General features: G+C 56.6%; 27 protein-coding genes. 12 read left to right on the forward strand and 15 right to left on the reverse strand.

Annotation, left to right across the window (positions count from 1 at the left end):
- Positions 1 to 74 precede the first annotated feature (74 nt).
- Positions 75 to 1,361: a helix-turn-helix domain-containing protein gene (locus GOX45_RS09390; protein WP_171100213.1), complete on the reverse strand. Its 1,287-nt coding sequence runs from the start codon at positions 1,359 to 1,361 to the stop codon at positions 75 to 77.
- A 178-nt stretch (positions 1,362 to 1,539) separates the two neighbouring features.
- Between GOX45_RS09390 and GOX45_RS09395 the strand changes: the two genes are divergently transcribed.
- The 4 genes from GOX45_RS09395 (at position 1,540) to aat (ending at position 4,771) form a co-directional block, all read left to right on the forward strand.
- Positions 1,540 to 2,076 (forward strand): LuxR C-terminal-related transcriptional regulator, encoded by a 537-nt coding sequence (locus GOX45_RS09395; RefSeq protein WP_171100215.1) that lies wholly within the window; start codon positions 1,540 to 1,542, stop codon positions 2,074 to 2,076.
- Between the two features lie 151 nt (positions 2,077 to 2,227).
- A complete protein-coding gene (gene accB / locus GOX45_RS09400; RefSeq protein WP_171100217.1) occupies positions 2,228 to 2,734 on the forward strand; it encodes an acetyl-CoA carboxylase biotin carboxyl carrier protein in 507 nt (168 codons plus the stop codon).
- Between the two features lie 9 nt (positions 2,735 to 2,743).
- Positions 2,744 to 4,093, forward strand: a complete 1,350-nt coding sequence (gene accC, locus GOX45_RS09405) for an acetyl-CoA carboxylase biotin carboxylase subunit (protein ID WP_171100219.1) — start codon at positions 2,744 to 2,746, stop codon at positions 4,091 to 4,093.
- Between the two features lie 45 nt (positions 4,094 to 4,138).
- Positions 4,139 to 4,771: a leucyl/phenylalanyl-tRNA--protein transferase gene (aat, locus tag GOX45_RS09410; RefSeq protein ID WP_171100701.1), complete on the forward strand. Its 633-nt coding sequence runs from the start codon at positions 4,139 to 4,141 to the stop codon at positions 4,769 to 4,771.
- On the opposite strand, the gene GOX45_RS09415 is transcribed toward aat, so the two are convergent.
- The 6 genes from GOX45_RS09415 to GOX45_RS09440 all read right to left on the reverse strand — a co-directional run bounded on the left by GOX45_RS09415 (position 4,735) and on the right by GOX45_RS09440 (position 8,596).
- On the reverse strand, positions 4,735 to 5,094 hold the full coding sequence (locus GOX45_RS09415; protein ID WP_171100220.1) for a DUF2155 domain-containing protein: 360 nt from the start codon (positions 5,092 to 5,094) through the stop codon (positions 4,735 to 4,737). The genes aat and GOX45_RS09415 overlap by 37 nt on opposite strands.
- Positions 5,091 to 5,543 (reverse strand): outer membrane lipid asymmetry maintenance protein MlaD, encoded by a 453-nt coding sequence (gene mlaD, locus GOX45_RS09420; protein WP_171100223.1) that lies wholly within the window; start codon positions 5,541 to 5,543, stop codon positions 5,091 to 5,093. The genes GOX45_RS09415 and mlaD overlap by 4 nt, the downstream gene beginning before the upstream one ends.
- Before the next feature lie 13 nt (positions 5,544 to 5,556).
- Complete coding sequence (locus GOX45_RS09425; protein WP_171100225.1) at positions 5,557 to 5,940, reverse strand: NADH:ubiquinone oxidoreductase subunit NDUFA12; 384 nt, start codon at positions 5,938 to 5,940, stop codon at positions 5,557 to 5,559.
- A 79-nt stretch (positions 5,941 to 6,019) separates the two neighbouring features.
- Positions 6,020 to 6,379: a RidA family protein gene (locus GOX45_RS09430; RefSeq protein ID WP_171100226.1), complete on the reverse strand. Its 360-nt coding sequence runs from the start codon at positions 6,377 to 6,379 to the stop codon at positions 6,020 to 6,022.
- A gap of 181 nt (positions 6,380 to 6,560) precedes the next feature.
- Positions 6,561 to 7,829 (reverse strand): ATP-dependent Clp protease ATP-binding subunit ClpX, encoded by a 1,269-nt coding sequence (gene clpX / locus GOX45_RS09435; protein WP_171100228.1) that lies wholly within the window; start codon positions 7,827 to 7,829, stop codon positions 6,561 to 6,563.
- Positions 7,830 to 7,963: 134 nt separating this feature from the next.
- Positions 7,964 to 8,596: an ATP-dependent Clp protease proteolytic subunit gene (locus tag GOX45_RS09440; RefSeq protein WP_171100230.1), complete on the reverse strand. Its 633-nt coding sequence runs from the start codon at positions 8,594 to 8,596 to the stop codon at positions 7,964 to 7,966.
- Between the two features lie 321 nt (positions 8,597 to 8,917).
- Between GOX45_RS09440 and GOX45_RS09445 the strand changes: the two genes are divergently transcribed.
- Entirely contained in the window at positions 8,918 to 9,247 is a 330-nt protein-coding gene (locus tag GOX45_RS09445; protein ID WP_171100231.1) for a helix-turn-helix transcriptional regulator, read from the forward strand.
- Positions 9,248 to 9,419: 172 nt separating this feature from the next.
- On the forward strand, positions 9,420 to 9,557 hold the full coding sequence (locus tag GOX45_RS09450; RefSeq protein WP_171100233.1) for an entericidin A/B family lipoprotein: 138 nt from the start codon (positions 9,420 to 9,422) through the stop codon (positions 9,555 to 9,557).
- A gap of 308 nt (positions 9,558 to 9,865) precedes the next feature.
- Here GOX45_RS09450 and GOX45_RS09455 read toward each other — a convergent pair whose 3' ends face one another.
- On the reverse strand, positions 9,866 to 10,315 hold the full coding sequence (locus tag GOX45_RS09455; RefSeq protein WP_254445981.1) for a hypothetical protein: 450 nt from the start codon (positions 10,313 to 10,315) through the stop codon (positions 9,866 to 9,868).
- 187 nt (positions 10,316 to 10,502) lie between these two features.
- Here GOX45_RS09455 and GOX45_RS09460 point away from each other — a divergent pair, with 187 nt between their 5' ends.
- Positions 10,503 to 10,865: a hypothetical protein gene (locus tag GOX45_RS09460; RefSeq protein WP_171100235.1), complete on the forward strand. Its 363-nt coding sequence runs from the start codon at positions 10,503 to 10,505 to the stop codon at positions 10,863 to 10,865.
- 83 nt (positions 10,866 to 10,948) lie between these two features.
- On the opposite strand, the gene GOX45_RS09465 is transcribed toward GOX45_RS09460, so the two are convergent.
- From GOX45_RS09465 to lepA, 4 genes are read right to left on the reverse strand one after another with little or no spacing between them, the layout of a single operon-like run.
- The gene (locus GOX45_RS09465; RefSeq protein WP_171100237.1) at positions 10,949 to 11,650 is read right to left on the reverse strand and encodes a P-loop ATPase, Sll1717 family; all 702 of its coding nucleotides are present in this window, start codon (positions 11,648 to 11,650) and stop codon (positions 10,949 to 10,951) included.
- Positions 11,635 to 12,024 (reverse strand): hypothetical protein, encoded by a 390-nt coding sequence (locus tag GOX45_RS09470; protein WP_171100239.1) that lies wholly within the window; start codon positions 12,022 to 12,024, stop codon positions 11,635 to 11,637. The genes GOX45_RS09465 and GOX45_RS09470 overlap by 16 nt, the downstream gene beginning before the upstream one ends.
- Positions 12,021 to 12,404 (reverse strand): hypothetical protein, encoded by a 384-nt coding sequence (locus GOX45_RS09475; protein ID WP_171100241.1) that lies wholly within the window; start codon positions 12,402 to 12,404, stop codon positions 12,021 to 12,023. The genes GOX45_RS09470 and GOX45_RS09475 overlap by 4 nt, the downstream gene beginning before the upstream one ends.
- A gap of 3 nt (positions 12,405 to 12,407) precedes the next feature.
- Positions 12,408 to 14,207 carry a translation elongation factor 4 gene (gene lepA, locus GOX45_RS09480; RefSeq protein ID WP_171100242.1) on the reverse strand — a complete coding sequence of 600 codons (1,800 nt, stop codon included), beginning with the start codon at positions 14,205 to 14,207 and terminating at the stop codon, positions 12,408 to 12,410.
- Between the two features lie 205 nt (positions 14,208 to 14,412).
- Between lepA and GOX45_RS09485 the strand changes: the two genes are divergently transcribed.
- The 3 genes from GOX45_RS09485 to GOX45_RS09495 all read left to right on the forward strand — a co-directional run bounded on the left by GOX45_RS09485 (position 14,413) and on the right by GOX45_RS09495 (position 17,072).
- Positions 14,413 to 15,588, forward strand: coding sequence for a hypothetical protein (locus GOX45_RS09485; protein WP_171100244.1), 1,176 nt, complete (start codon positions 14,413 to 14,415; stop codon positions 15,586 to 15,588).
- A 168-nt stretch (positions 15,589 to 15,756) separates the two neighbouring features.
- Complete coding sequence (locus GOX45_RS09490) at positions 15,757 to 16,065, forward strand: hypothetical protein (RefSeq protein ID WP_171100246.1); 309 nt, start codon at positions 15,757 to 15,759, stop codon at positions 16,063 to 16,065.
- A gap of 65 nt (positions 16,066 to 16,130) precedes the next feature.
- Positions 16,131 to 17,072 (forward strand): LysR family transcriptional regulator, encoded by a 942-nt coding sequence (locus tag GOX45_RS09495; RefSeq protein ID WP_171100248.1) that lies wholly within the window; start codon positions 16,131 to 16,133, stop codon positions 17,070 to 17,072.
- Here the strand turns inward: GOX45_RS09495 and GOX45_RS09500 are convergent.
- On the reverse strand, positions 17,069 to 17,512 hold the full coding sequence (locus tag GOX45_RS09500; RefSeq protein WP_171100250.1) for a low molecular weight protein-tyrosine-phosphatase: 444 nt from the start codon (positions 17,510 to 17,512) through the stop codon (positions 17,069 to 17,071). The two genes, GOX45_RS09495 and GOX45_RS09500, sit on opposite strands and share 4 nt — an antisense overlap.
- Before the next feature lie 28 nt (positions 17,513 to 17,540).
- Here GOX45_RS09500 and GOX45_RS09505 point away from each other — a divergent pair, with 28 nt between their 5' ends.
- The gene (locus GOX45_RS09505) at positions 17,541 to 18,236 is read left to right on the forward strand and encodes an NAD-dependent deacylase (RefSeq protein ID WP_171100252.1); all 696 of its coding nucleotides are present in this window, start codon (positions 17,541 to 17,543) and stop codon (positions 18,234 to 18,236) included.
- Between the two features lie 68 nt (positions 18,237 to 18,304).
- The gene (locus GOX45_RS09510; protein WP_171100254.1) at positions 18,305 to 18,913 is read left to right on the forward strand and encodes a DUF308 domain-containing protein; all 609 of its coding nucleotides are present in this window, start codon (positions 18,305 to 18,307) and stop codon (positions 18,911 to 18,913) included.
- 87 nt (positions 18,914 to 19,000) lie between these two features.
- On the opposite strand, the gene GOX45_RS09515 is transcribed toward GOX45_RS09510, so the two are convergent.
- Both GOX45_RS09515 and GOX45_RS09520 read right to left on the reverse strand, forming a co-directional pair.
- Complete coding sequence (locus GOX45_RS09515; RefSeq protein WP_171100256.1) at positions 19,001 to 19,486, reverse strand: copper chaperone PCu(A)C; 486 nt, start codon at positions 19,484 to 19,486, stop codon at positions 19,001 to 19,003.
- A 44-nt stretch (positions 19,487 to 19,530) separates the two neighbouring features.
- Positions 19,531 to 19,857, reverse strand: coding sequence for a hypothetical protein (locus GOX45_RS09520; RefSeq protein ID WP_254445982.1), 327 nt, complete (start codon positions 19,855 to 19,857; stop codon positions 19,531 to 19,533).
- Positions 19,858 to 20,100: the final 243 nt, after the last annotated feature.

Genomic DNA, 20,100 nt, shown 5'->3' on the forward strand with positions numbered 1-20,100 from the left:
GTTAGTCCTCCCCAAGACCGGCACCCGCAACGGCCACCTGTCCCAGCCAGAATAAGCCTCGATTAATGAGACTGTCAAAAACCTTCGCTCAAAATCGAAGGCTCACGTCGGGACACACAGTCTGGTTTGGGGCAGATCCGACAGCTGACCCCGACTTCGGCCCGGTCCTGCCTCTCGTCTGCGTCCGCATCCGCAGGCATCACCAACATGACCGAATGATAGGTCGGGTCTGCATCAAACCGCTGCGCCGCCAAAGGCCAGGCGATCGCGAAGCACTCGAACGCAGCCGAAACCCGACCCAGTTGCAGAACGCGCCGGCGCAACGGTACCAGGGGGCGGTTTAATGCAGTGAATACGGGCCAGAGCGGACAGCCGTCCCCATGACGCGGCAGGGCGAAACCGGGGGCGGGCTTGTAGAACAGCACCGTGCCTGACGCATCGCAAATTACCAGTCCCACGGGTTTGGGCAACATGTCCTCGGGCAACACAGCCAGCCGCCGCAGCACCGTAGCCAAATCGACAGAATACGTGGCTGAAAGCGCCAAAGGATCTACCACCCCCCCTTCTAGTTCAGCTTGCAACTGGTCCAGCGGCAAAAGCCGTGCGTCCGTTGCGCAGGTTTTCAATATACGTTGAGCAACAGTTCTGGCCGCGCCCGAGTTGATTTCCTCCAGGTCCACTTCCTGTGCAGTTTCGATTTCGGGGAAATGAAAACCATGCTCGGCAAAGAAAGTCTCAACCTCGTCCAGCGGCATACCGCGCGCCTCGCCTTGGTCTTCTGTGGTATCCAGAAAGCTCAGCAGTGCCTTCGAGCTTTCTGCCAGACGCTCAGCATCTTGATTGAGGTTCTTGTGAAAGCGATTGCGCCATTCATCCGTGATCTCGCCGGGCTCAGCCAAAATTGCAGCGGTCGAGCGGATCGCAGCGGCCGTCGACAACACTTCGTGCATCGAGGCCGCCAGTTGCGGGTCATGGGTCAAGCGGTCGGACAAAGCCTCGACCGTACGCTCCAACGAAACAACGCGGCGATGCATCTGTGCCAAAACCCCAGCCCAGCCCGGGAATCGCCCAGCAAATTCTTCCAGTGCGTCCAGCTCAGCCGATTGGCCCACCGCATCCTCAGCAGCCTCGCGCAGGGCCGCGATCAGCGTTGCCTCGATCCCTTGAGTCAGCAGAGACGGCTCAACCGAAAGCGCTGCCGCGATGTCGATCAGAACCTTCCCACCGATCCGGCGGCGGTTATGTTCGATGAGGTTCAGATAAGACGCCGAAATCCCTGCCCGCCGCGCCAATTCGGCCTGGCGTAGCCCTGCGATCTGGCGGCGTTCACGTATGCGACTTCCGGTGAGCGTATCACGCATCTGCTGGCGGTCCCTTTAGCCTGTCGGCCGAAATTTTCAGAACTTTCTTTATCTTACAAAATATTATTGGCAAACTTAACACACCGAATTTACAAAGTTAACATCCCGTTCAAGCCCTATGAACCCGCGCGTCGCTTGTCCCCTTCATTTTCCACCCGAAACCGGCCACCATAGGTACATGAGCGACCCTGCCTTCGAATACGCCCCGATCGGACTGGTTGAGTTGGAAAACCGGATCATCCGGCGCTGCAATCTGCAATTCGCGCGCACCTTTGGCGGCGACGAGAGCGAATACCGCAACATGCCGTTGCTGCACCTCTACCCTTCGGTTGCCGATTGGGAGAGAATCGGCGCGCGCAGCCTGCAAGTCATGCGCGACACGGGCTATTACACTGATGAACGCGTCATGCGGCGGCGCAATGGTGATCTGTTCTGGTGTCGGGCCCGTGGTCGGTCGCTGACCCCCGATGATCCCTTCCGCCACGGGATCTGGAGCTTTTCGGACATCTCGGAAGAGCGCCCTCTGGTCGAATTGACCGCTCGCGAACGCGAAGTGGCGATCCTGTCCTGTCGCGGCCTGTCGGCAAAAGAGATCGGCGTTGAATTGGGACTGTCCTATCGCACGATCGAAGCCTATCGGGCCCGCCTGCTTGAGAAATTCGGCGCGCGCAAGCTGCCGGAACTGGTTGCCAAACTCTCGGGGATGCCATTGTAACGCTCTGGCCCGGCCCGGCCTTGTAAAAACACCGATCTTTCCCAACAAAGACTGCGCTTTTCATGGCCGAACGCTTGGCATATAACCCTGCGTAATTATTTCAAGCTCGCAACCAAAAAGCCGAGCCCAAGGGGAACCTTCGAGGACACTCATGACAGATAACAAACACGAAGCGGATGTGGCGTTCATCAAGGCACTGGCCGAACTGCTGCGCGAAAACGACCTGACCGAGCTACAGGTCAAGCGGGACTATGGCGAAGACGACAGCCTGAATGTCCGCGTGAGCCGCGCCTCGCAAACCGTTGCTGCCCCTGTTCAAGTTGCTGTTCCCGCTGCTGCGGCCCCCGCTCCGGCAGCCGCGGCAGCAGCAGCGCCCGCAGCCGCTGCCGAAGCCCCTGCATCGGCAGAAGACCCTGCCAGCCATCCCGGCGCTGTGACGTCACCGATGGTCGGCACCGTCTATATGCAGCCCGAACCGGGCGCGCCCTCGTTCGTTTCGGTTGGGGCGAATGTATCTGAAGGCGACACGCTGCTGATCGTCGAAGCGATGAAAACCATGAACCACATCCACGCGCCCAAATCGGGCACCGTCAAACGCATTCTGGTGACAGATGGTGACGCTGTGGAATTCGGTACTCCTCTGGTTATCATCGAGTAAGGCGGGACCATGTTCGACAAGATCCTGATTGCCAACCGAGGCGAGATCGCGCTGCGCGTGATACGCGCTGCTCGCGAGATGGGGATTGCCACAGTGGCCGTCCATTCGACCGCAGACAGCGACGCGATGCATGTGCGCATGGCCGACGAATCGGTTTGCATCGGCCCTCCGCCCAGCCCGCAAAGCTATCTCTCGGTACCCGCGATCATCTCGGCCTGCGAGATCACCGGCGCGCAGGCGATCCACCCCGGCTATGGCTTTCTATCAGAAAATGCCGAGTTTGTGCAGATCGTCGAAGACCACGGCATCACCTTCATCGGCCCCACCGCCGAACATATCCGCGTCATGGGTGACAAGATCACCGCCAAGGACACGATGAAGGACCTGGGCGTTCCTTGCGTTCCCGGCTCGGATGGCGGCGTACCTGACTTGGCAACCGCCAAAGAGATTGGTGAGCAGTTCGGCTATCCGGTGATCATCAAAGCCACCGCTGGCGGTGGTGGGCGCGGCATGAAAGTCGCGATGAATGCCGATGAGATGGAAAGTGCCTTCATGACCGCGCGCGCCGAAGGCAAGGCCGCCTTTGGCAATGACGAGGTCTATATCGAGAAATACCTGACCACGCCGCGTCACATCGAAATTCAGGTCTTTGGCGACGGCAAAGGCAACGCCGTGCATCTGGGCGAACGTGACTGTTCGCTGCAACGTCGCCACCAGAAAGTGTTCGAAGAGGCCCCCGGCCCCTGCATTACCCCGGAAGAACGTGCCAAGATCGGTAAAATCTGCGCCGACGCGGTGGCCAAGATCAACTATATCGGCGCGGGCACAATCGAATTCCTGTATGAAAACGGTGAGTTCTACTTCATCGAGATGAACACCCGTTTGCAGGTGGAACACCCGGTCACCGAAGGCATCTTTGGTGTCGATCTGGTGCGCGAACAGATCCGCGTCGCCTCGGGCCTGCCCATGTCGTTCGGGCAGGATGATCTTGAGATCAACGGCCACGCCATCGAAGTGCGGATCAACGCAGAAAAACTGCCGAACTTCTCGCCTTGCCCCGGAAAGATCACCGCCTACCACGCCCCCGGCGGGTTGGGTGTGCGGATGGATTCGGCGCTCTATGACGGCTATTCGATCCCGCCCTATTACGATTCCTTGATTGCCAAACTGATCGTGCAGGGCCGCGACCGCGATGAAGCCCTGGCCCGGTTAAACCGCGCCTTGGGTGAGTTGATCGTAGATGGCATCGACACCACCGTGCCGCTGTTCCACGCCCTGCTGCAAGAGCCAGATCTGCACAGCGGTGATTATAACATCCACTGGCTGGAGCGCTGGCTTGCGGAGAATATGGCGCAATAAAAGCTCAGGGCTGGGATGCTCACATCCAGCCCTGCCCCGTCTGACATGAGCCTCACACCCGAGCTTTTGCTGCATGGTTATTCCATCGGTATTTTCCCGATGGCCGAACACCGGGACGATCCAGACCTTTTCTGGGTTGATCCCAAACTACGCGGTGTCTTTCCCCTGGACGGTTTCCACATCTCGCGCAGCCTGGCGCGACGGTTGCGTAGATCTGATTACGAGATAACCATCAATCGCGACTTTTCCGGCGTCGTCGACGGCTGCGCCGACAGGGCCGAAACCTGGATCAATCCGGAACTGCGGCGCCTATACGACGACCTGCATATTAACGGTCAGGCGCACTCGCTTGAGGTCTGGCAGGATGGCCGATTGACCGGCGGGGTCTATGGGGTGGTTCTGGGTGCCGCGTTCTTTGGCGAAAGCATGTTCTCTCGCCGCACCGATGCCTCCAAGATTGCGCTGGCATATTTGGTGGATCGGTTGCGCCGCACGGGATTCCACTTGTTCGATACCCAGTTTCTGACGGCCCATCTGGCCTCACTCGGTGCGATCGAAATACCGCGTGCGACCTATCACGCAGAGCTGAGACAAGCGCTTGAGGGCAGCGCTGATTTCACCGCGTCCCTCTCGCAGACGCCTCAGGGCGTCATACAGCGGATCACCCAGACATCGTAACGCGCGTGGTCCAAAGCATTCAAAGCCGGAGACGTCGCGATCATCCAGCCATCAAACAGCTGTTGCGAGTCGCCTTGCTCCCAAATCGTAAGGTATGCGAAAGCGTCACCTGTCGGGTTCTCGGCCGGATAACGGCAATCTCCCAGCGCCACATCAAGTCCAAATACCGTGGCCGTATCCCCAGATCGAAGATCAACGTCGACGGTTTGACCGTTGACCTTATCCAATCCGCGCAGCGTCGCCCCCTGCCCAGAGGTAACCCGTTGCTGTGCCTCGGCACTGACCGCAGTCAAGATTGCCGCCAATAGCAGCAGGACTCTCATTCGCTACCATCCCCGGCCACGAACTTGACCAGCAACGAGATCAAGCTGACCGCGCCCTGTGTATCTTCGATTTCATCACCGGGTTCAAAATAGAATGGCGATCCACCGGGCATGACTTCGACAAAATTGCCACCCAGCAAACCCTCGGACGAGATTACAACCGCGCTGTCATCCGGGATAAGTACGCCATCGGCAACGGAAAACTGCGTGTCGGCGCGGTAGGTATCTGCATTGAGCGTCACATTGGTGACCGTTCCGATCTTAACGCCAGCCAGGCGGACATCTGTGCCGACGCTGACGCCTTCCAAGGATCGGAACGAAGCCCCCAATTCGTATCCGGCGCTGGATTGAGACAGCCCTGTGGACTGGCTGGCATAAACGCCAAACGCAATCGCACCAGCGAGAACAACCCCGCCGACCAGGATTTCAGTTACACTATGGGTCGACATCGGCGCGCCTCGCTTATTCCGGGCTCCAGGCTTCATAGTCCTTGCGCTCGACCGGATCGGGGCGGCGCAATGACCCTGCGGGGGCATAAGCCAGAGCAGTACCTGTCAGGTTTTCTTGGTGCGGCTTTTCCCAGGATTTATGAGGCAGCGGCTTGTCTGTCGGTGGCTCGTCCCACGTACGATGCAACCACCCATGCCATTCGGGATCCACGCGGCTCGCCTCGGCCTCGCCGTTGAAAATCACCCAGCGTTTGCTGTCATCCTCGTTGCGGTAGAACACGTTGCCTTCATTGTCCTCGCCAACCTTGATTCCGTTGCGCGCGGTGAAGATCTGCGTATTCAGAGTCGCCCCGTTCCACCAGGTCACGGCCCGCAACAGAGTATTCAGGATTCCCATTGGCTGCCTCCGCCTTTTCCGTTGTCGAAGATATGACCTAAAGCAGGCCCCAGGTCCAGTGCCACCGCACCGTGCCGCATCATTCCGGCAAGAATGCCGTGACTTCAATCTCGATCCGGTATTTCGGATCAATCAAACCGCATTCGATCATCGTTGCCGCCGGAGGATTTTTGCCAAACGTCTCTGCCAAAAGCGGCCAACACCTGTCGAACTCGGTTCTGTCGGGCAACATATAGGTCACGCGAACAACATCCGCAAAAGACGCCCCAGCCTCTGACAGTGCTTTTTCGATGATGCCTAAAGCTGAATGGCATTGGGTTTCAATATCGTCACCTTGCCCGACCGTGCCCGCCACATGCACCCATCCTCCAGCCACAACAGCACGGCAATACCCGGCCTTGGCTTCAAATTCGCCCCCCGATGAGATGCGTTTGATCATCGTTCACTCTCCAAAATCTGGATTACCTTTTTGCGAGGCTCTGCCTCGCACTCCGGGATATTTTGGCCAGATGAATACAGGATCCCAGCTTCATATGGCCAGAAATACCCCGAGGGAGTCGTCTGGTATGGGCGACGGGGCACTGCCCCCTTTTAAAACGCTGCCATTAGGTGAAGCGCACTTAACCTGCCGAAGCGGTTTCCTGTGCCGAATCCGCGTAGATGATCAGGGGCTGCGCATCCGAGGTCACTGCCTCGTCGTTCACCACCACCTGTGTCACGCTTTTGAGGCCCGGCAGTTCGAACATAGTGTCCAACAGGATGTCTTCCAAAATGGACCGCAACCCACGCGCACCGGTCTTGCGTTCGATGGCTTTCTTGGCGATCGATTGCAATGCATCGTCGGTAAAGGCTAGCTCGGCATCTTCCAGTTCGAACAGACGTTGGTATTGCTTGACCAAAGCGTTCTTGGGTTTGGTCAGGATTGTTACCAACGCGTCTTCGTCCAGATCTTCCAATGTCGCCAGAACCGGCAGACGACCAACAAATTCCGGGATTAGGCCAAATTTCAACAGGTCTTCCGGTTCAAGATCCCGGAAAATCTCCCCCACGCCGCGTTCGTCATTGTCGCGCACATCCGCGCCGAAACCCATGGCCGAGCCCTTGCCACGCTGTGCAATGATTTTGTCCAGGCCCGCAAAAGCGCCACCGCAGATGAACAGGATATTGGTCGTGTCCACTTGCAGGAATTCTTGCTGAGGATGCTTGCGCCCGCCCTGAGGAGGTACGCTGGCCACAGTGCCTTCCATCAGTTTCAGCAGCGCTTGCTGCACACCTTCACCCGATACATCGCGGGTGATCGAAGGGTTCTCTGACTTGCGCGTAATCTTGTCGACCTCGTCGATATACACAATGCCGCGCTGTGCGCGTTCGACGTTGTATTCGCTGGCCTGCAAAAGCTTGAGGATGATGTTCTCGACATCTTCGCCCACATAGCCCGCTTCGGTCAGCGTGGTTGCATCCGCCATCGTGAACGGCACGTCCAGAATACGCGCCAGCGTCTGTGCCAGCAGCGTCTTACCGCAGCCAGTGGGCCCGATCAGCAGGATGTTGGACTTGGCCAACTCAATGTCACTGCCAGCCTTCTGGGCGTGGTTGAGGCGCTTGTAGTGGTTGTGGACCGCAACCGACAAAACCCGCTTTGCGGTTGCCTGACCGATCACATAGTCATCAAGAACCTCGCAGATATCCTTTGGTGTCGGCACACCATCCGAAGACTTCAGCCCGCTGGCTTTGGTTTCCTCGCGGATGATGTCCATACACAGCTCGACACATTCGTCGCAGATGAAAACGGTCGGCCCCGCGATCAGCTTGCGCACCTCATGCTGGCTTTTGCCGCAGAAGCTGCAGTAGAGCGTGTTCTTACCATCACCGCCAGAATTCGTCGCCATGATCTACCTTTCGGGCTTTGTACCTTTGGCCTTTGCAAGGCCCACTTTGCCGATTGTCCCCGCAGCTTAGGCCAGCGTCGTGGCCGCGACAATCTCAAAATCGCGGCTCACGCGGGCTGCGCGAGAATTTGAACCTAGTCCGCTTCACCGTCCATTTTGGCCCGGTTTTCCACGATCTCGTCGATATGACCCCATTCCTTGGCCTCTTCCGGGCTCATGAAATTGTCGCGATCCAACGCTTTTTCGACCGCCTTCTTCGTCTGCCCGGTGTGGCGAACATATATATCATACAGGCGATCTTTGAGTTTTTGGGTCTCGGCGGCGTGAATCATGATGTCGCTGGCCTGACCTTGGTATCCGCCGCTGGGCTGGTGCACCATGATGCGGCTGTTGGGCAGCGAAAAGCGCATGCCTTTCTCGCCCCCGGCCAACAAAACCGACCCCATCGAGGCCGCCTGACCGATCACCAAAGTCGAACATTTTGGCTTGATGTACTGCATTGTATCGTAAATCGACAAACCGCTGGTCACAACGCCGCCGGGTGAATTGATGTAAATCGAGATTTCCTTGTTCGGGTTTTCCGCCTCAAGATGCAGCAACTGGGCAACGATCAGATGGCTCATACCGTCATGGATCGGCCCGTTGATGAAAATGATCCGTTCTTTCAGAAGGCGTGAAAAAATGTCATAGGCGCGCTCACCCCGGCTGGTCTGTTCGACTACCATCGGGACAAGCGTATTCATATAGGTGTCAACGGGATCGAACATAAGAAACCTGCCTGCTTTGCTATGGATCGGGACATTACCCGAAAAACTCTTACCCAAGTCTTAGTGCTGCCATTGGGGGGGTGCAAGGGGGCGAATGCGATACCGTTACGCGATGTAACGCAAGAGCGGCGATGCCCGCGTCAAAGCCGCATCACCGTCATCCAGCAACCCAAAACAGCGTTCTGCACACGCGTTTGTGTTACAACATCACATGTATTTGAAGAGACATATTTTTATGCATGATTATTTTGTTGCGACATTCGACGGGCTTTCACTCCAAGCCTTCCGATCCACTCAAGGGATAACAATGGGGAAATTTCTATGGGACTGCCTCAGGCCGACCATGCCTATCAACCTGACGACCTCGCGTCGATGCTCGAAAACGCAACACGAGCGTCCAGTTTTCTAAAAGCCATCAGCCATGAGGGGCGGCTGATGATCCTCTGCCACCTCGTCTCCGGTGAGAAATCGGTGACCGAACTTGAAGAGCTGCTGTCGGCCCGTCAGGCGGCGGTTTCGCAGCAATTGTCTCGGTTGCGGCTTGAAGGGCTGGTTTTGCCGCGCCGGGATGGTAAGGCAATTTACTATCGACTTGCGGATGATCGACCACGTCGCATGCTCGAAACCATTCACGAGCTCTTTTGCAAGTGATGCGGGGCGCCTATCGGGCGCACTCAAAAACAGCAAAATCCCGGATTCCAGAGGCCGTTCGTGGCCTCTTGGAACACCCGGTCCTTGCCGCGTGCGCGACCGTGGTGAAACATGTAGATCACAGCGGTCAAAACTGCTAGGCAACCAGAAACACGCAGTTAAGGAGTTTCCAATGATCCGTGCAATTCTGATTGGCCTGGCCCTGTTCACCCTTGCCGCTTGCGAAACCGCAAAAGGCGCAGGCAAAGACATCGAAAATGCCGGGGATGCCATCCAGAATGTCGCGTCGGACGTTCAGGAAAACATCTAACTCCGCTTTCGGGCCCCACCTGTTCCGCACCCCAGTGGCCGGACAGTCCCGGATCACCTTACCCGCATCGCGCTGAAGGACCGCGTGGCCTGTCATAGGCTGGGCGCACGACCGCCGTCGCGTGTGCCCCGCCGTGTCAGACCCGCCGGTAGACGGTCATCCGGGCTGCCCGGCCCGCCTCTGAACACAGAGGCGCCTGGGGTGGCTTGAGAAGCGGTTCGGCCCGGCGCGGCAACTGATACTCGTCTGCCACACACAGGGCGCGGCCAGCCTGTTTACCCCCTACAACCGGCCGGGCCGATACCGCTTCAGTTCACCTGACGTTCCAGAACGGTGCTATAGGTCGTTCCACGACGCAGGCTACGGAAATCAGCGTAAATCTTGCCATCCTGATACCGGGCATCGATCAGGGCGTTCACGCCGATCTCGGGATTGGCCGAGCTTTCGACTATGCTGATGCGGGTCGGATCATCCAGACTGATGGTGCCGGTGGCGTCCAACATGCGCCAGTCCTGAGTGGCATTCGACCGCCACTTGCTGGGACCCCAGAACACATTGTCCTTCTGCTTCTGGATATCCAGCACCCACTCGGCACTGTTGAACCGCGGGATGTCGCCGGTTGTGGTCCGGTTCGGACCCACAGCGGTATAGCTGCCTGTCCAGGTGCCTCGCAGATCGGGCATGTCCGCCATCGCAGCGGTGGCAAGGGTGAGGGACGTGGCCAAAGCGGCTGCTCCGGCAGTCATAAATCTGGTCATGTTCTCTCTCCGTCATCAGGGCCGGTGCTGGCCGTGTTTTACAGATTGGGAGAGCGCAGGACGGTTGCAACTTACCTTAAGGAAACTTCATGAAGGGTTTAGACAGGCGTTAAGCCCCACCGCAGCCTTGACTTGATGCTGCATCGCAGCAACGATCTGCTGTATTTGCAAAACAGGAGATTTCGTCATGTTCGGCCCGTTTTCCGTCTGGTCCCCCCAGTTCCGCTTTCCGCTCAGCGGGGATGTGCAGCAGGATATTGATCCGGTTCTTGCAGGCTCGATCCGGGGTGTCCCCGCGATCGAGGCGCGGGTTCAGCGCGAGGTGGCCAGCTATGGCACCCAATTGGGCAAAGTGCTGGAGGCCTTGCAGGCGCTGTCCCAATCCACAAACACCGCCCTGCCGGACATCGACGCGCTGGTCGACGGGGTTGAGGCCGTCAAGGTCGAGTGCAAACAGGCCCTGCGGGACCACGCGGAGGAGGCTTTGCGGAAGCTGCAACAGGCGGATCCGGAGGGGTTTGAGGCTTTGGTTGCAGGGGTCAAATCGTAGGGCAAACGTAGAGTGGTCGATGGTTCGCGACAGATTTGAGGCGTTTAGAAGCGTTTAGAAATTCGTCCACCTGTATTTTCGAGCTATCGAATATTAAAGTAGTTCCAAAGTCCGGGGTGGATAGTGACGCCTAGGTTTTTTTTGAAAAACTCTTCGCCTCTATGAAACCAGTAGTAACGACGATTCCTAAAAGCGTCGTCGAAATTTCCGATTACACCAAAATGGAACAAGTCGCTCACAAGTTGCTCAAGATCGAAATCTCGAAAACTTGATAGCACATTGTGTGCAAAATCGTCATAATCTCTGTACTCTCTACGATGTACGCTCTGACGCAATTTTGAAGCAATTAGGCCACCATTCTTGACGCTTACTTCTTCCATTATTTCAGAAAAAGACCTGCGGCCAAACTCATTTAGCGCGTTTTTGATCTCTTTCCCACCAATTTGTTCTGCATTAGGGTTCTTTTCTGAAATAGCAGAAAGAAGCTGAACAACATCACGTGGTCTAGCCCAAGTATTGGTACGCAAAAACTCTTCTAAACTAGACGGCCTTCCAGAAAAGGTAATCTCATTATCTACAAAGTCTGAAAAATTCACTTGCCTTCCTGGGACAGAGTGAACAACCTTTTGCTTCAACAACCTGTACAGCAAACTATCGTCGCCGTCAGCGATATCCCAAGTTAACTCTACAGATTTTGAGTCGAAAATCTTACCTATCTCTGAGTCTAAATCATTTATCAAGTCTCGTATTTCAGGGCGAACGGCACAGATCACGTGAAAGTCCAAGTCATTTTGATGAAAAAATTGTTCATAGTACGTGTGGTTCTGAAAATATCGCGTACCATCGCGGCTCTAACTCTAACTTCGTCGTCTTGAGCATCCAGCTTTGAAAAAACCAGTTCATCAACGAAACGATAAGCGCGATGGATATCATGATTTTTCTTTAGAAGTTCCATTGCGATCAGATTAAATTGATCTAAGCTTATCTCTTGCTTCTCTAACTTACTAAAATCAAATCCAATGCTTGCTGAAATCCCAATCATCTCCCCTGAAAGAGAAACATTGGAAGACCGAAGTATGCCTTCAAAAATTCCGAGTAATTTATTTCGCCCAGTTAAACAGAATCTCGTGAAATCACTTTCATAACCACCTTCACTCATAGTTTCAGCGATCTTAATGAGAAAAGTTCGGAGCCAAAGCTCTCTGAATCATAATTCAGGAAAATATTCTTAGAGTTTACAAGGTCCAGTAAATCAATCTTCTGGCCTTGCTTTGCAGCATCATAATCTTTCGGTTTTAGATCATTGTGAAACGAAAAGAAGTGAGTGAGATAGCCTTTCTGGCCAAGTTCTCTCGACAGATGGAACTGAACGGCAGTTTTTCCGGCTCCCTTACGACCGACCACAAGATATTTTTTGCTGTTGTTCAGCGATCGCAGCGAGAATGATTCTGGGACAATGAATGTTAGATCGAAGTAATTCGGATGATTGCGACCTTCGTCTATAGCTTCAACGTCACCGAAATAGTGGTCACCAAGCATGTATTAACTATCCATTTTCAACGCAGAGATGAATGCCTCCTGAGGTATATCAACTTTCCCGAACTGACGCATCTTCTTTTTCCCCGCCTTCTGCTTGTCCAGCAGCTTCCGTTTCCGCGTCGCGTCGCCGCCGTAACACTTCGCCGTCACGTCCTTACGCAGGGCAGACAGGGTCTCGCGGGCGATGACCTTGCCTCCGATGGCGGCCTGGATCGGGATTTTGAACATGTGGCGCGGGATCAGGTCTTTGAGCTTTTCGCACATCGCCCGGCCCCGCATCTCGGCCCGGTCGCGATGCACCATGGTCGAGAGCGCATCGACCGGTTCGTCATTCACCAGAACCGACATCTTGACCAGATTATCCTCGGTATAGCCGGTCATCTGGTAATCAAACGAGGCATAGCCCTTGGTCACCGATTTCAGGCGGTCATAGAAGTCGAACACCACCTCGTTCAGCGGCAGGTCATAGACAACCATGGCGCGGCTGCCCGCATAGGTCAGGTCCAGTTGGATACCGCGCCGGTCCTGGCAGAGTTTCAGCACGTCACCCAGATATTCATCGGGCACCAGAATGGTCGCCTTGATGCGCGGCTCTTCCAGGTGGTCGACCTTGGACAGATCCGGCATATCGGCGGGGTTGTGCAGCTCGATCATTTCACCGTCTTTCATATAGACGTGATAGATCACGCTGGGCGCGGTTGTGATCAGCTCAATATTATACTCGCGCTCGATCCGGTCGCGGATGACCTCAAGGTGCAAGAGGCCCAGAAAGCCGCAGCGGAAGCCAAAGCCAAGGGCCGCCGAGGTCTCCATCTCAAAGCTGAAAGAGGCGTCGTTCAGCGCCAGCTTCTCAATCGCGTCGCGCAGGTCTTCGAATTCGGCCGAGTCCACCGGGAAGAGGCCACAGAACACCACCGGCTGCGCGGGTTTGAAGCCCGGCAGGGCCTGTTCCGCCCCGTTGCGGTCATTGGTGATCGTGTCACCCACGCGGGTGTCGCGGACCTGCTTGATCGAGGCCGTCAGAAAGCCGATCTCACCGGGGCCCAGGCTATCGACCATCTCCATCTCGGGTCGGAAGACGCCGACGCGGTCGACATGGTGCAGGGTGCCGTTCGACATGAACTTGACCCGCATCCCCTTTTTCAACGTCCCGTCCATGATACGGACCAGAACGATCACGCCCAGATAGGCGTCATACCACGAATCCACCAGCATCGCCTTGAGCGGCGCGTCCAGATTGCCTTGCGGCGCGGGCAGATGGGTGACGATGGCCTCAAGCGTCTCATGGATGCCCTGCCCCGTCTTGGCGCTGACCTGAATGGCGTCGGTCGCGTCGATGCCGATCACATCCTCGATCTGTTCGGCGACGCGATCACAATCGGATGCGGGCAGGTCGATCTTGTTGAGCACCGGCACGATTTCGTGGTCGGCATCAATGGCCTGATACACATTCGCCAGCGTCTGCGCCTCAACCCCTTGGGTCGAGTCGACGACCAGCAAAGAGCCCTCAACCGCGCGCATGGACCGGCTGACCTCATAGGCGAAATCCACGTGGCCGGGGGTGTCGATCAGGTTCAGCACATACTTCTCACCATCATCAGCGGTATAGTCGATGCGCACCGTGTTGGCCTTGATGGTAATGCCACGCTCGCGCTCGATATCCATGCTGTCGAGCAGCTGTTCCTTCATGTCGCGATCCTGCACCGTTCCGGTCTCTTGGATGAGCCGGTCAGCAAGGGTGGATTTACCATGGTCGATATGCGCGACGATGGAGAAATTGCGGATATGAGCGAGGTCTGTCATGGGTTGGGGATATGTAGAGGAATCGTGGGTTGGTCAAGAAGTCAAAATGGTGCTCTGATCCCAGGTGCAGGTTATTTTGGAGAAAAGTCACAACATGAATGAAAGACTTCGGCTTGTAGCGGAGCTTACGATCTAAGCATTGGGGCTGTCGGGCCCGCACACGAGCTCACCTGACAACGTCAGCAAGACACTGAGGCCCGATACATTGCACGCTCTGCTGCGAAGCGCGCTTGCCCTACACCAGTTCTCGCTTCTCGAACCCAACCAGACGCAAAACCTCGATACAATCAGTCGCGCGAATGACGCGCTGAACATTGGGTTGTACAATGCGATGGCAAGTGATTGGGCGGCGCTCTATCAGCCCGGGTCAAGTATACAACTTTATCACGATGAAGCGCCCCCACGCGGTGAGTTTTTTCAACAGTTCAGCTACAGCTATTTCCTGGGCATTGGTGATGTTGTTTTTCATCTTCCAACCCAAAACCCGAATGAAGAACTGGAAAACCTTGTCAGAATAAAAGAGAAACACGTTTTTCATTTGCTAGAGCGTCATCCCGCGCGCGACCAGTTCGCCAAACAGCTTTCGACCCCACTAAATCCAGTCACTCCCGAAGCTTGGCAAGCGTCAGCCCACACTGGAATAATTCCATTTTTCGAGCAGGACGATGCGCGACCCAGATCTGAGGTTGAGCGCCCGCACCCCACCGGAAGTAATTGGGAGTTTTGGAGGGAATGGTACCAAAGCTTCATAGACGGCAAACCTATGGATCAAGAGCTTCTTCGACGAATTGCGTTAACTTTGGACGACTACGCACGCAGGAACGTCGAGCAACGTGTTGAACAAACCAAGAGTGAGCTAGAGAATACGCGACGAACTGCTCCTGTACCCAACAAGGCAACCAAACACGAAAAAGCTCTGGTAACGAACGCGGTTGCCCAGAACCGTGACGCGATTGCAGTGTCTGTTGTTGGCTTACTCGATCAAATCGATACTTTTCGCGAAAAGATCAGAGGCATGAATTCACTTGAAGCGGGTTTACGCCGCGAAATTCTCGAGTTCACTGACTGTTTTCATCGTCACCTTCAGCAATTGCTTGAATCGTTACCTCAGCAAGACAATGATTTGACAGAAGAGCGCGCCGGAAGAATTGCATTGTGGCTACGCGACTACAAATATTTTTTGTGGACTAAGCTGGCGCACTATTCGTCGCCGGAAAATATGGCACAAGCAACAGCACCTACTTGTCTTGTCCTCGGAGCAACGGGTATTGGCGCAATGCTAGGCCAACCGCTCGCAGGAGTCCTCGTTGGTGGGCTAATAACTAATCAATTGAAACCAACGCAAGCTGCCAAGGAATTCTTGAAATCAACGGACACCTGAGACACTGGCGAGAAATAATTACGCCTAAGCGCTTTTCTTGGCCACGTAGACTCACGCATTCACATTTTCGCCTTCCCCAATTGATCCGCTCTCCCGTTTGATTCATACTCCCGCCCAGACCGAGAGGGGCATAAGACCCGTCCGGGCAGGCAAAAACGAGGCTCGAGTATGAAACAGTTCCTCTTAACAGCATGTTGTGCGGTATCGCTGGTGTCTGTGGCACCGGTTGTGAACGCGGCGCAGATCAAGCAGGCGTGTTTGGCATCAGATCGTGAGGCGGCGACGCGGGATCGGTGCTCTTGCATTCAGCGCGTGGCCGATCAGGCGCTGACGCGCAGCGATCAGAAAAAGGTCTCGAAATGGTTCGAAGACCCGCATCAGGCGCAGCAGCTAAAGATGTCGCAAACCGCGCGCGACGATGCGCTGTGGGATCGCTATCAGAATTTTGGCCAGATGGCGCAGGCGATCTGTAGCTAACCTCCGTCAATCCTTGACCTGGCCCGCCCTGCGCCTCAGAAAAGGCGCAGTGAAAGGGATCGGCGATGGTGATGAAAGGGGTGACCCTGCGCGGGCTCGAAGTGTTCGAGGCCTTGGCGCGGACGGGATCGGTGGCGCAGGCGGCCGAGATCACCGGGCTCAGCCAGCCTTCGGTCAGCCAGCAATTGCGCAATCTGGAAAAGGCCTTAGGCACCGATCTGGTTGATCACGCGCGACGTCCTATGCGCCTGACCCAGGCCGGGCGCAGCTTTCTGATCCGGGCCGAGGCGGTTCTGGCCGAGCTGCAAATGGCGCAGAGCGAGCTGACGGTGATGGATCTGGGCCACCTGACCACGCTGTCGATCGGGCTGATCGATGATTTCGACAATGACCTGACGCCCCGTCTTGCGACCCTGCTTGCCGACAACCTGACGCGGTCGAAATTCAAGCTGATAACCCTGCCCAGCCTAGATCTGTTCGCCGAACTCGAAGCACAGCGTCTACATCTGGCAGTGTCCGCCCATAGCGGCGAGGTGCTGGAAGGCGTGATCGAATACCCTCTGGTCCAGGATCCATTCATTCTGGTTGCGCCAAAAGGCGCGGATGATCCGGTTCAGACCCTGCCTTTTCTGAGGTACGCCCGCGAGCAGCTGATCAGCCGTCAGATCGAAGGCAATCTGGCCCGCCAACAGCTTGAGTTCGAGGAACGGTTCGAGATCGGCTCGCATTTGGCCTTGATGGCCATGGTGGCGCGCGGTCTGGGTTGGGCGATCACCACGCCTCTGGGCTATATGCGCGCCGCGCGGTTCCACGAGGGGCTTTCGGCCCATCCGGCCCCGTTCGGTGCGTTTTCGCGCACGATTTCGCTTTTCACCCGCACCGACTGGTCCGATCAGGTACCGCAGGAGATTGCCGACATGATCCGCCGCCTGATGCGCAGCCAGATCATCGACCCGGCCATCGCGCAGCTGCCCTGGCTTCGCGAAGAACTGAAGGTGATGAGCTAACCTTTGAGATGCGCGATCAGGCCGTCTGCTGCCGCCTCGATCAAGTCCAGCGCGCCATCAAAGTCACGCGTGTAGTACGGATCGGGCACATGATCGGCTCCGGTCTGTGGGGCAAAATCGGTGAACAGGCGCACGGGCGTTTCGTTTTCGCGCGGGCGCAGCGCTTCGATATCGTTCAGGTTGTTGTCATCCATGGCGATGATCAGATCAAACCGGTCGAAATCCGCAGGCTCGAACTGCCGCGCCCGCAAATCGCTCAGGTCGAACCCGCGCGCACGCGCCGCCTGTTGCATCGGCTCATATGGTGGATCACCAATATGCCAACCCGAAGTTCCTGCACTATCAGTCACATGATGCGGCGTACCGGCGCGAAATACGCCCTCGGCGGCAGGCGACCGGCAGATATTGCCCAAACAGACGAAAAGGATACGGTGTGTCATGCGCCAAGATGTACCCCGAGGAGCAGGCATGGAAAAGATCGTCATTCTGACCGGAGCAGGTATTTCTGCCGAAAGCGGGCTTAGCACCTTTCGCGATGAGGGCGGCCTGTGGGCGCAACACCGGATCGAAGATGTGGCGACGCCCGAGGCGTTTGCGCGTAACCCTGCCCTCGTTCAGGGCTTTTACAACGCGCGCCGTCAGCAAGCCGCTGGCGTAGAACCCAACGCAGCCCATAAGGCGCTGGCGCGGTTGCAGCGGGACTGGCCGGGTGATGTTGTTCTGGTGACCCAGAATGTCGACAGCCTGCATGAGGCAGGCGGTGCTCAGGACGTCCTGCATATGCACGGCACATTGGCCGGAGCGCTATGTGCGGCTTGCGGCCACCGCTGGACGGCTCCGCCTGAAATGGCCGTGGATGAGCCGTGCCCGGCTTGCGCGGCGCCGAAAGGGCGGCCAGATGTGGTCTGGTTTGGCGAAATGCCCTATCACATGGACACGATCTATCAGCATCTGGCCAACGCTGTGCTCTTTGTTGCGATCGGCACTTCGGGTCAGGTCTATCCCGCCGCCGCCTTCGTACACGAGGCCGCAGCCGCAGGGGCCCATACGCTTGAGCTGAACCTGGAGCCGTCAGAGGGAGCCGCGCATTTCGACGCAAGGCGGTTTGGCCCCGCCACCGAAATCGTTCCCCTTTGGGTGGATGAATTACTGGGCAGACGCTGACAACATCACTGCAGACGCAACCGGGCAGCTTAGGCTATGCTGGATTTGACATAACCCGAGGACCTACCATGACCGACACAGACCCCAAACAAGGCGAGATTGTTGACGACGACAGCTTTGCCACGCGCGAAGCCTTAAGCGCGCAGTTGGGCGAGCTATGGTGGACGTTCCTGATCCGGGGCATTCTGGCCGCCTGCGTTGGCATCGCGGCGCTCTTTTGGCCGGGTGGCAGCATTTCGATGCTTTTGCGGCTGGTCGGGTTGCTGCTGATCTTGGACGGTGGCCTCACGCTGCTGGGATTTGGTCGGCGCGGGCTGGTTGGTGGCGTCGGTATTGGTGCTATCGTGATTGGCCTGATTCTGTTGATTTGGCCGGAAGGGGCCGCAAAGCTCGCTTTCTTCTTGCTTGGTGCCTGGGCGCTGATCATCGGGATCGGATCTCTGGCCGCCTGGCGACAAATGCATGAGCGTGACCCGCAGCGGAACGCCATGCGCAATTCTGGCTTCGCGGCTTTGGCAATTGGATTGCTGTTGCTGTTTGCGCCCGGCATTGGCCTTGTGGCGCTGGGTTGGGCCATCGCACTTGCTGCGCTTGCCATCGCTGCGGTGATGTTCTGGCTGACGGCCCGCTTCAAACGCGCAAGCGACCGGGTGGGCATAAAAACGGTCAATCGCTGACCGATTTCATAGGCGGATCAGACCGGGCAACGCCCGGTCTGACGCATGGATGACGGCCGCTTAAGCGGCCCGAAGACAGGCGTTCCGCTAATGTGAATGCGCGCCATGGCCATCCCCGTGACCACCGTCTGCTTTCCGCTCAAGATCAACCGGGATCTCGATGTCAATTTCTCCCGCGTTTTCAAAGATCAGTGTTACCGGAACACGAGTGCCCTGTTCGAAAGGCTGGGTCAGCCCCATGAACATCACGTGATCCCCGCCACGTTCAAGCGCATGGCTTTCCCCCGCCGGTATCTCAAAGCCTTCTTCGACCTCCATCATCCGGGCCACACCGTTTTCATCGACCTCATGCGTATGCAGCTCCACCCGAGCTGCCGCGTCTGATCTTACACCGATCAACCGATCAGCCGTGTCGCCGTCATTGACGATCATCATGAAGGCTGCCCCAGCCTTGGCGGTTGCGCCCGACGACCGGGCATAGGAATCGTCAACCTTGATACTGCTTTCGGCTGCGACGGTAGTGGCAAGGGCAAAACTGGCCATCGCGACCAGAACTGTGGATTTGAGCGTCATAGCGCTGCTCCTGTCTTTATTTCTGTCTTTGAATATCCGTAGAATCAGACAAAAACAGGAGGCGCCCGGGCCAGTCTGCACAGAACCCGCATAACGATCAAGTTTTGAGCATGGCTGGGAACGAAATCACGTGCACCGTTGGGTGCGGTGGGCAGTTCAGGATGCGCGGTAAAGATCGCGCCCAAAAGGGTCAGCGCATAGTCAGGGCAGTAGTGCGGCGCCTGTGTGGGTTGCCCGTCTTTGTCGACATAGACAACAACAGGACCAGCACCGGTGCACAGCACCATTTGGCCTGCCACATGGTCCACACCGCGTGACGCTGCCACTCCCTGACCGGTCAAGATGACCGTCAGCGACAGAACAAAGGCCAAGAATATGTGACACCGCGTCTTCATTTCCGACAGGGATTACGCGGAAACGAATTCCGGTGACAAGCAACAATCGCGACCTGCGGCGTTGCGTCAAGCGTCGAACTGTGGGTCCTTGGCAGCATGGGTCGTCAGACTGACATGCCGACGATTAACCCTTTGTTGCATCCGAATACACCTGCTGATCGCTTGTCCGACAAAAACGGGAACTTGAGTTAGAAAATCAAGGGACTTGAAGGGCATCGG

Origin of the sequence: Ruegeria sp. HKCCD7255, assembly GCF_013031565.1 — a bacterium.
Lineage (GTDB): Bacteria > Pseudomonadota > Alphaproteobacteria > Rhodobacterales > Rhodobacteraceae > Ruegeria.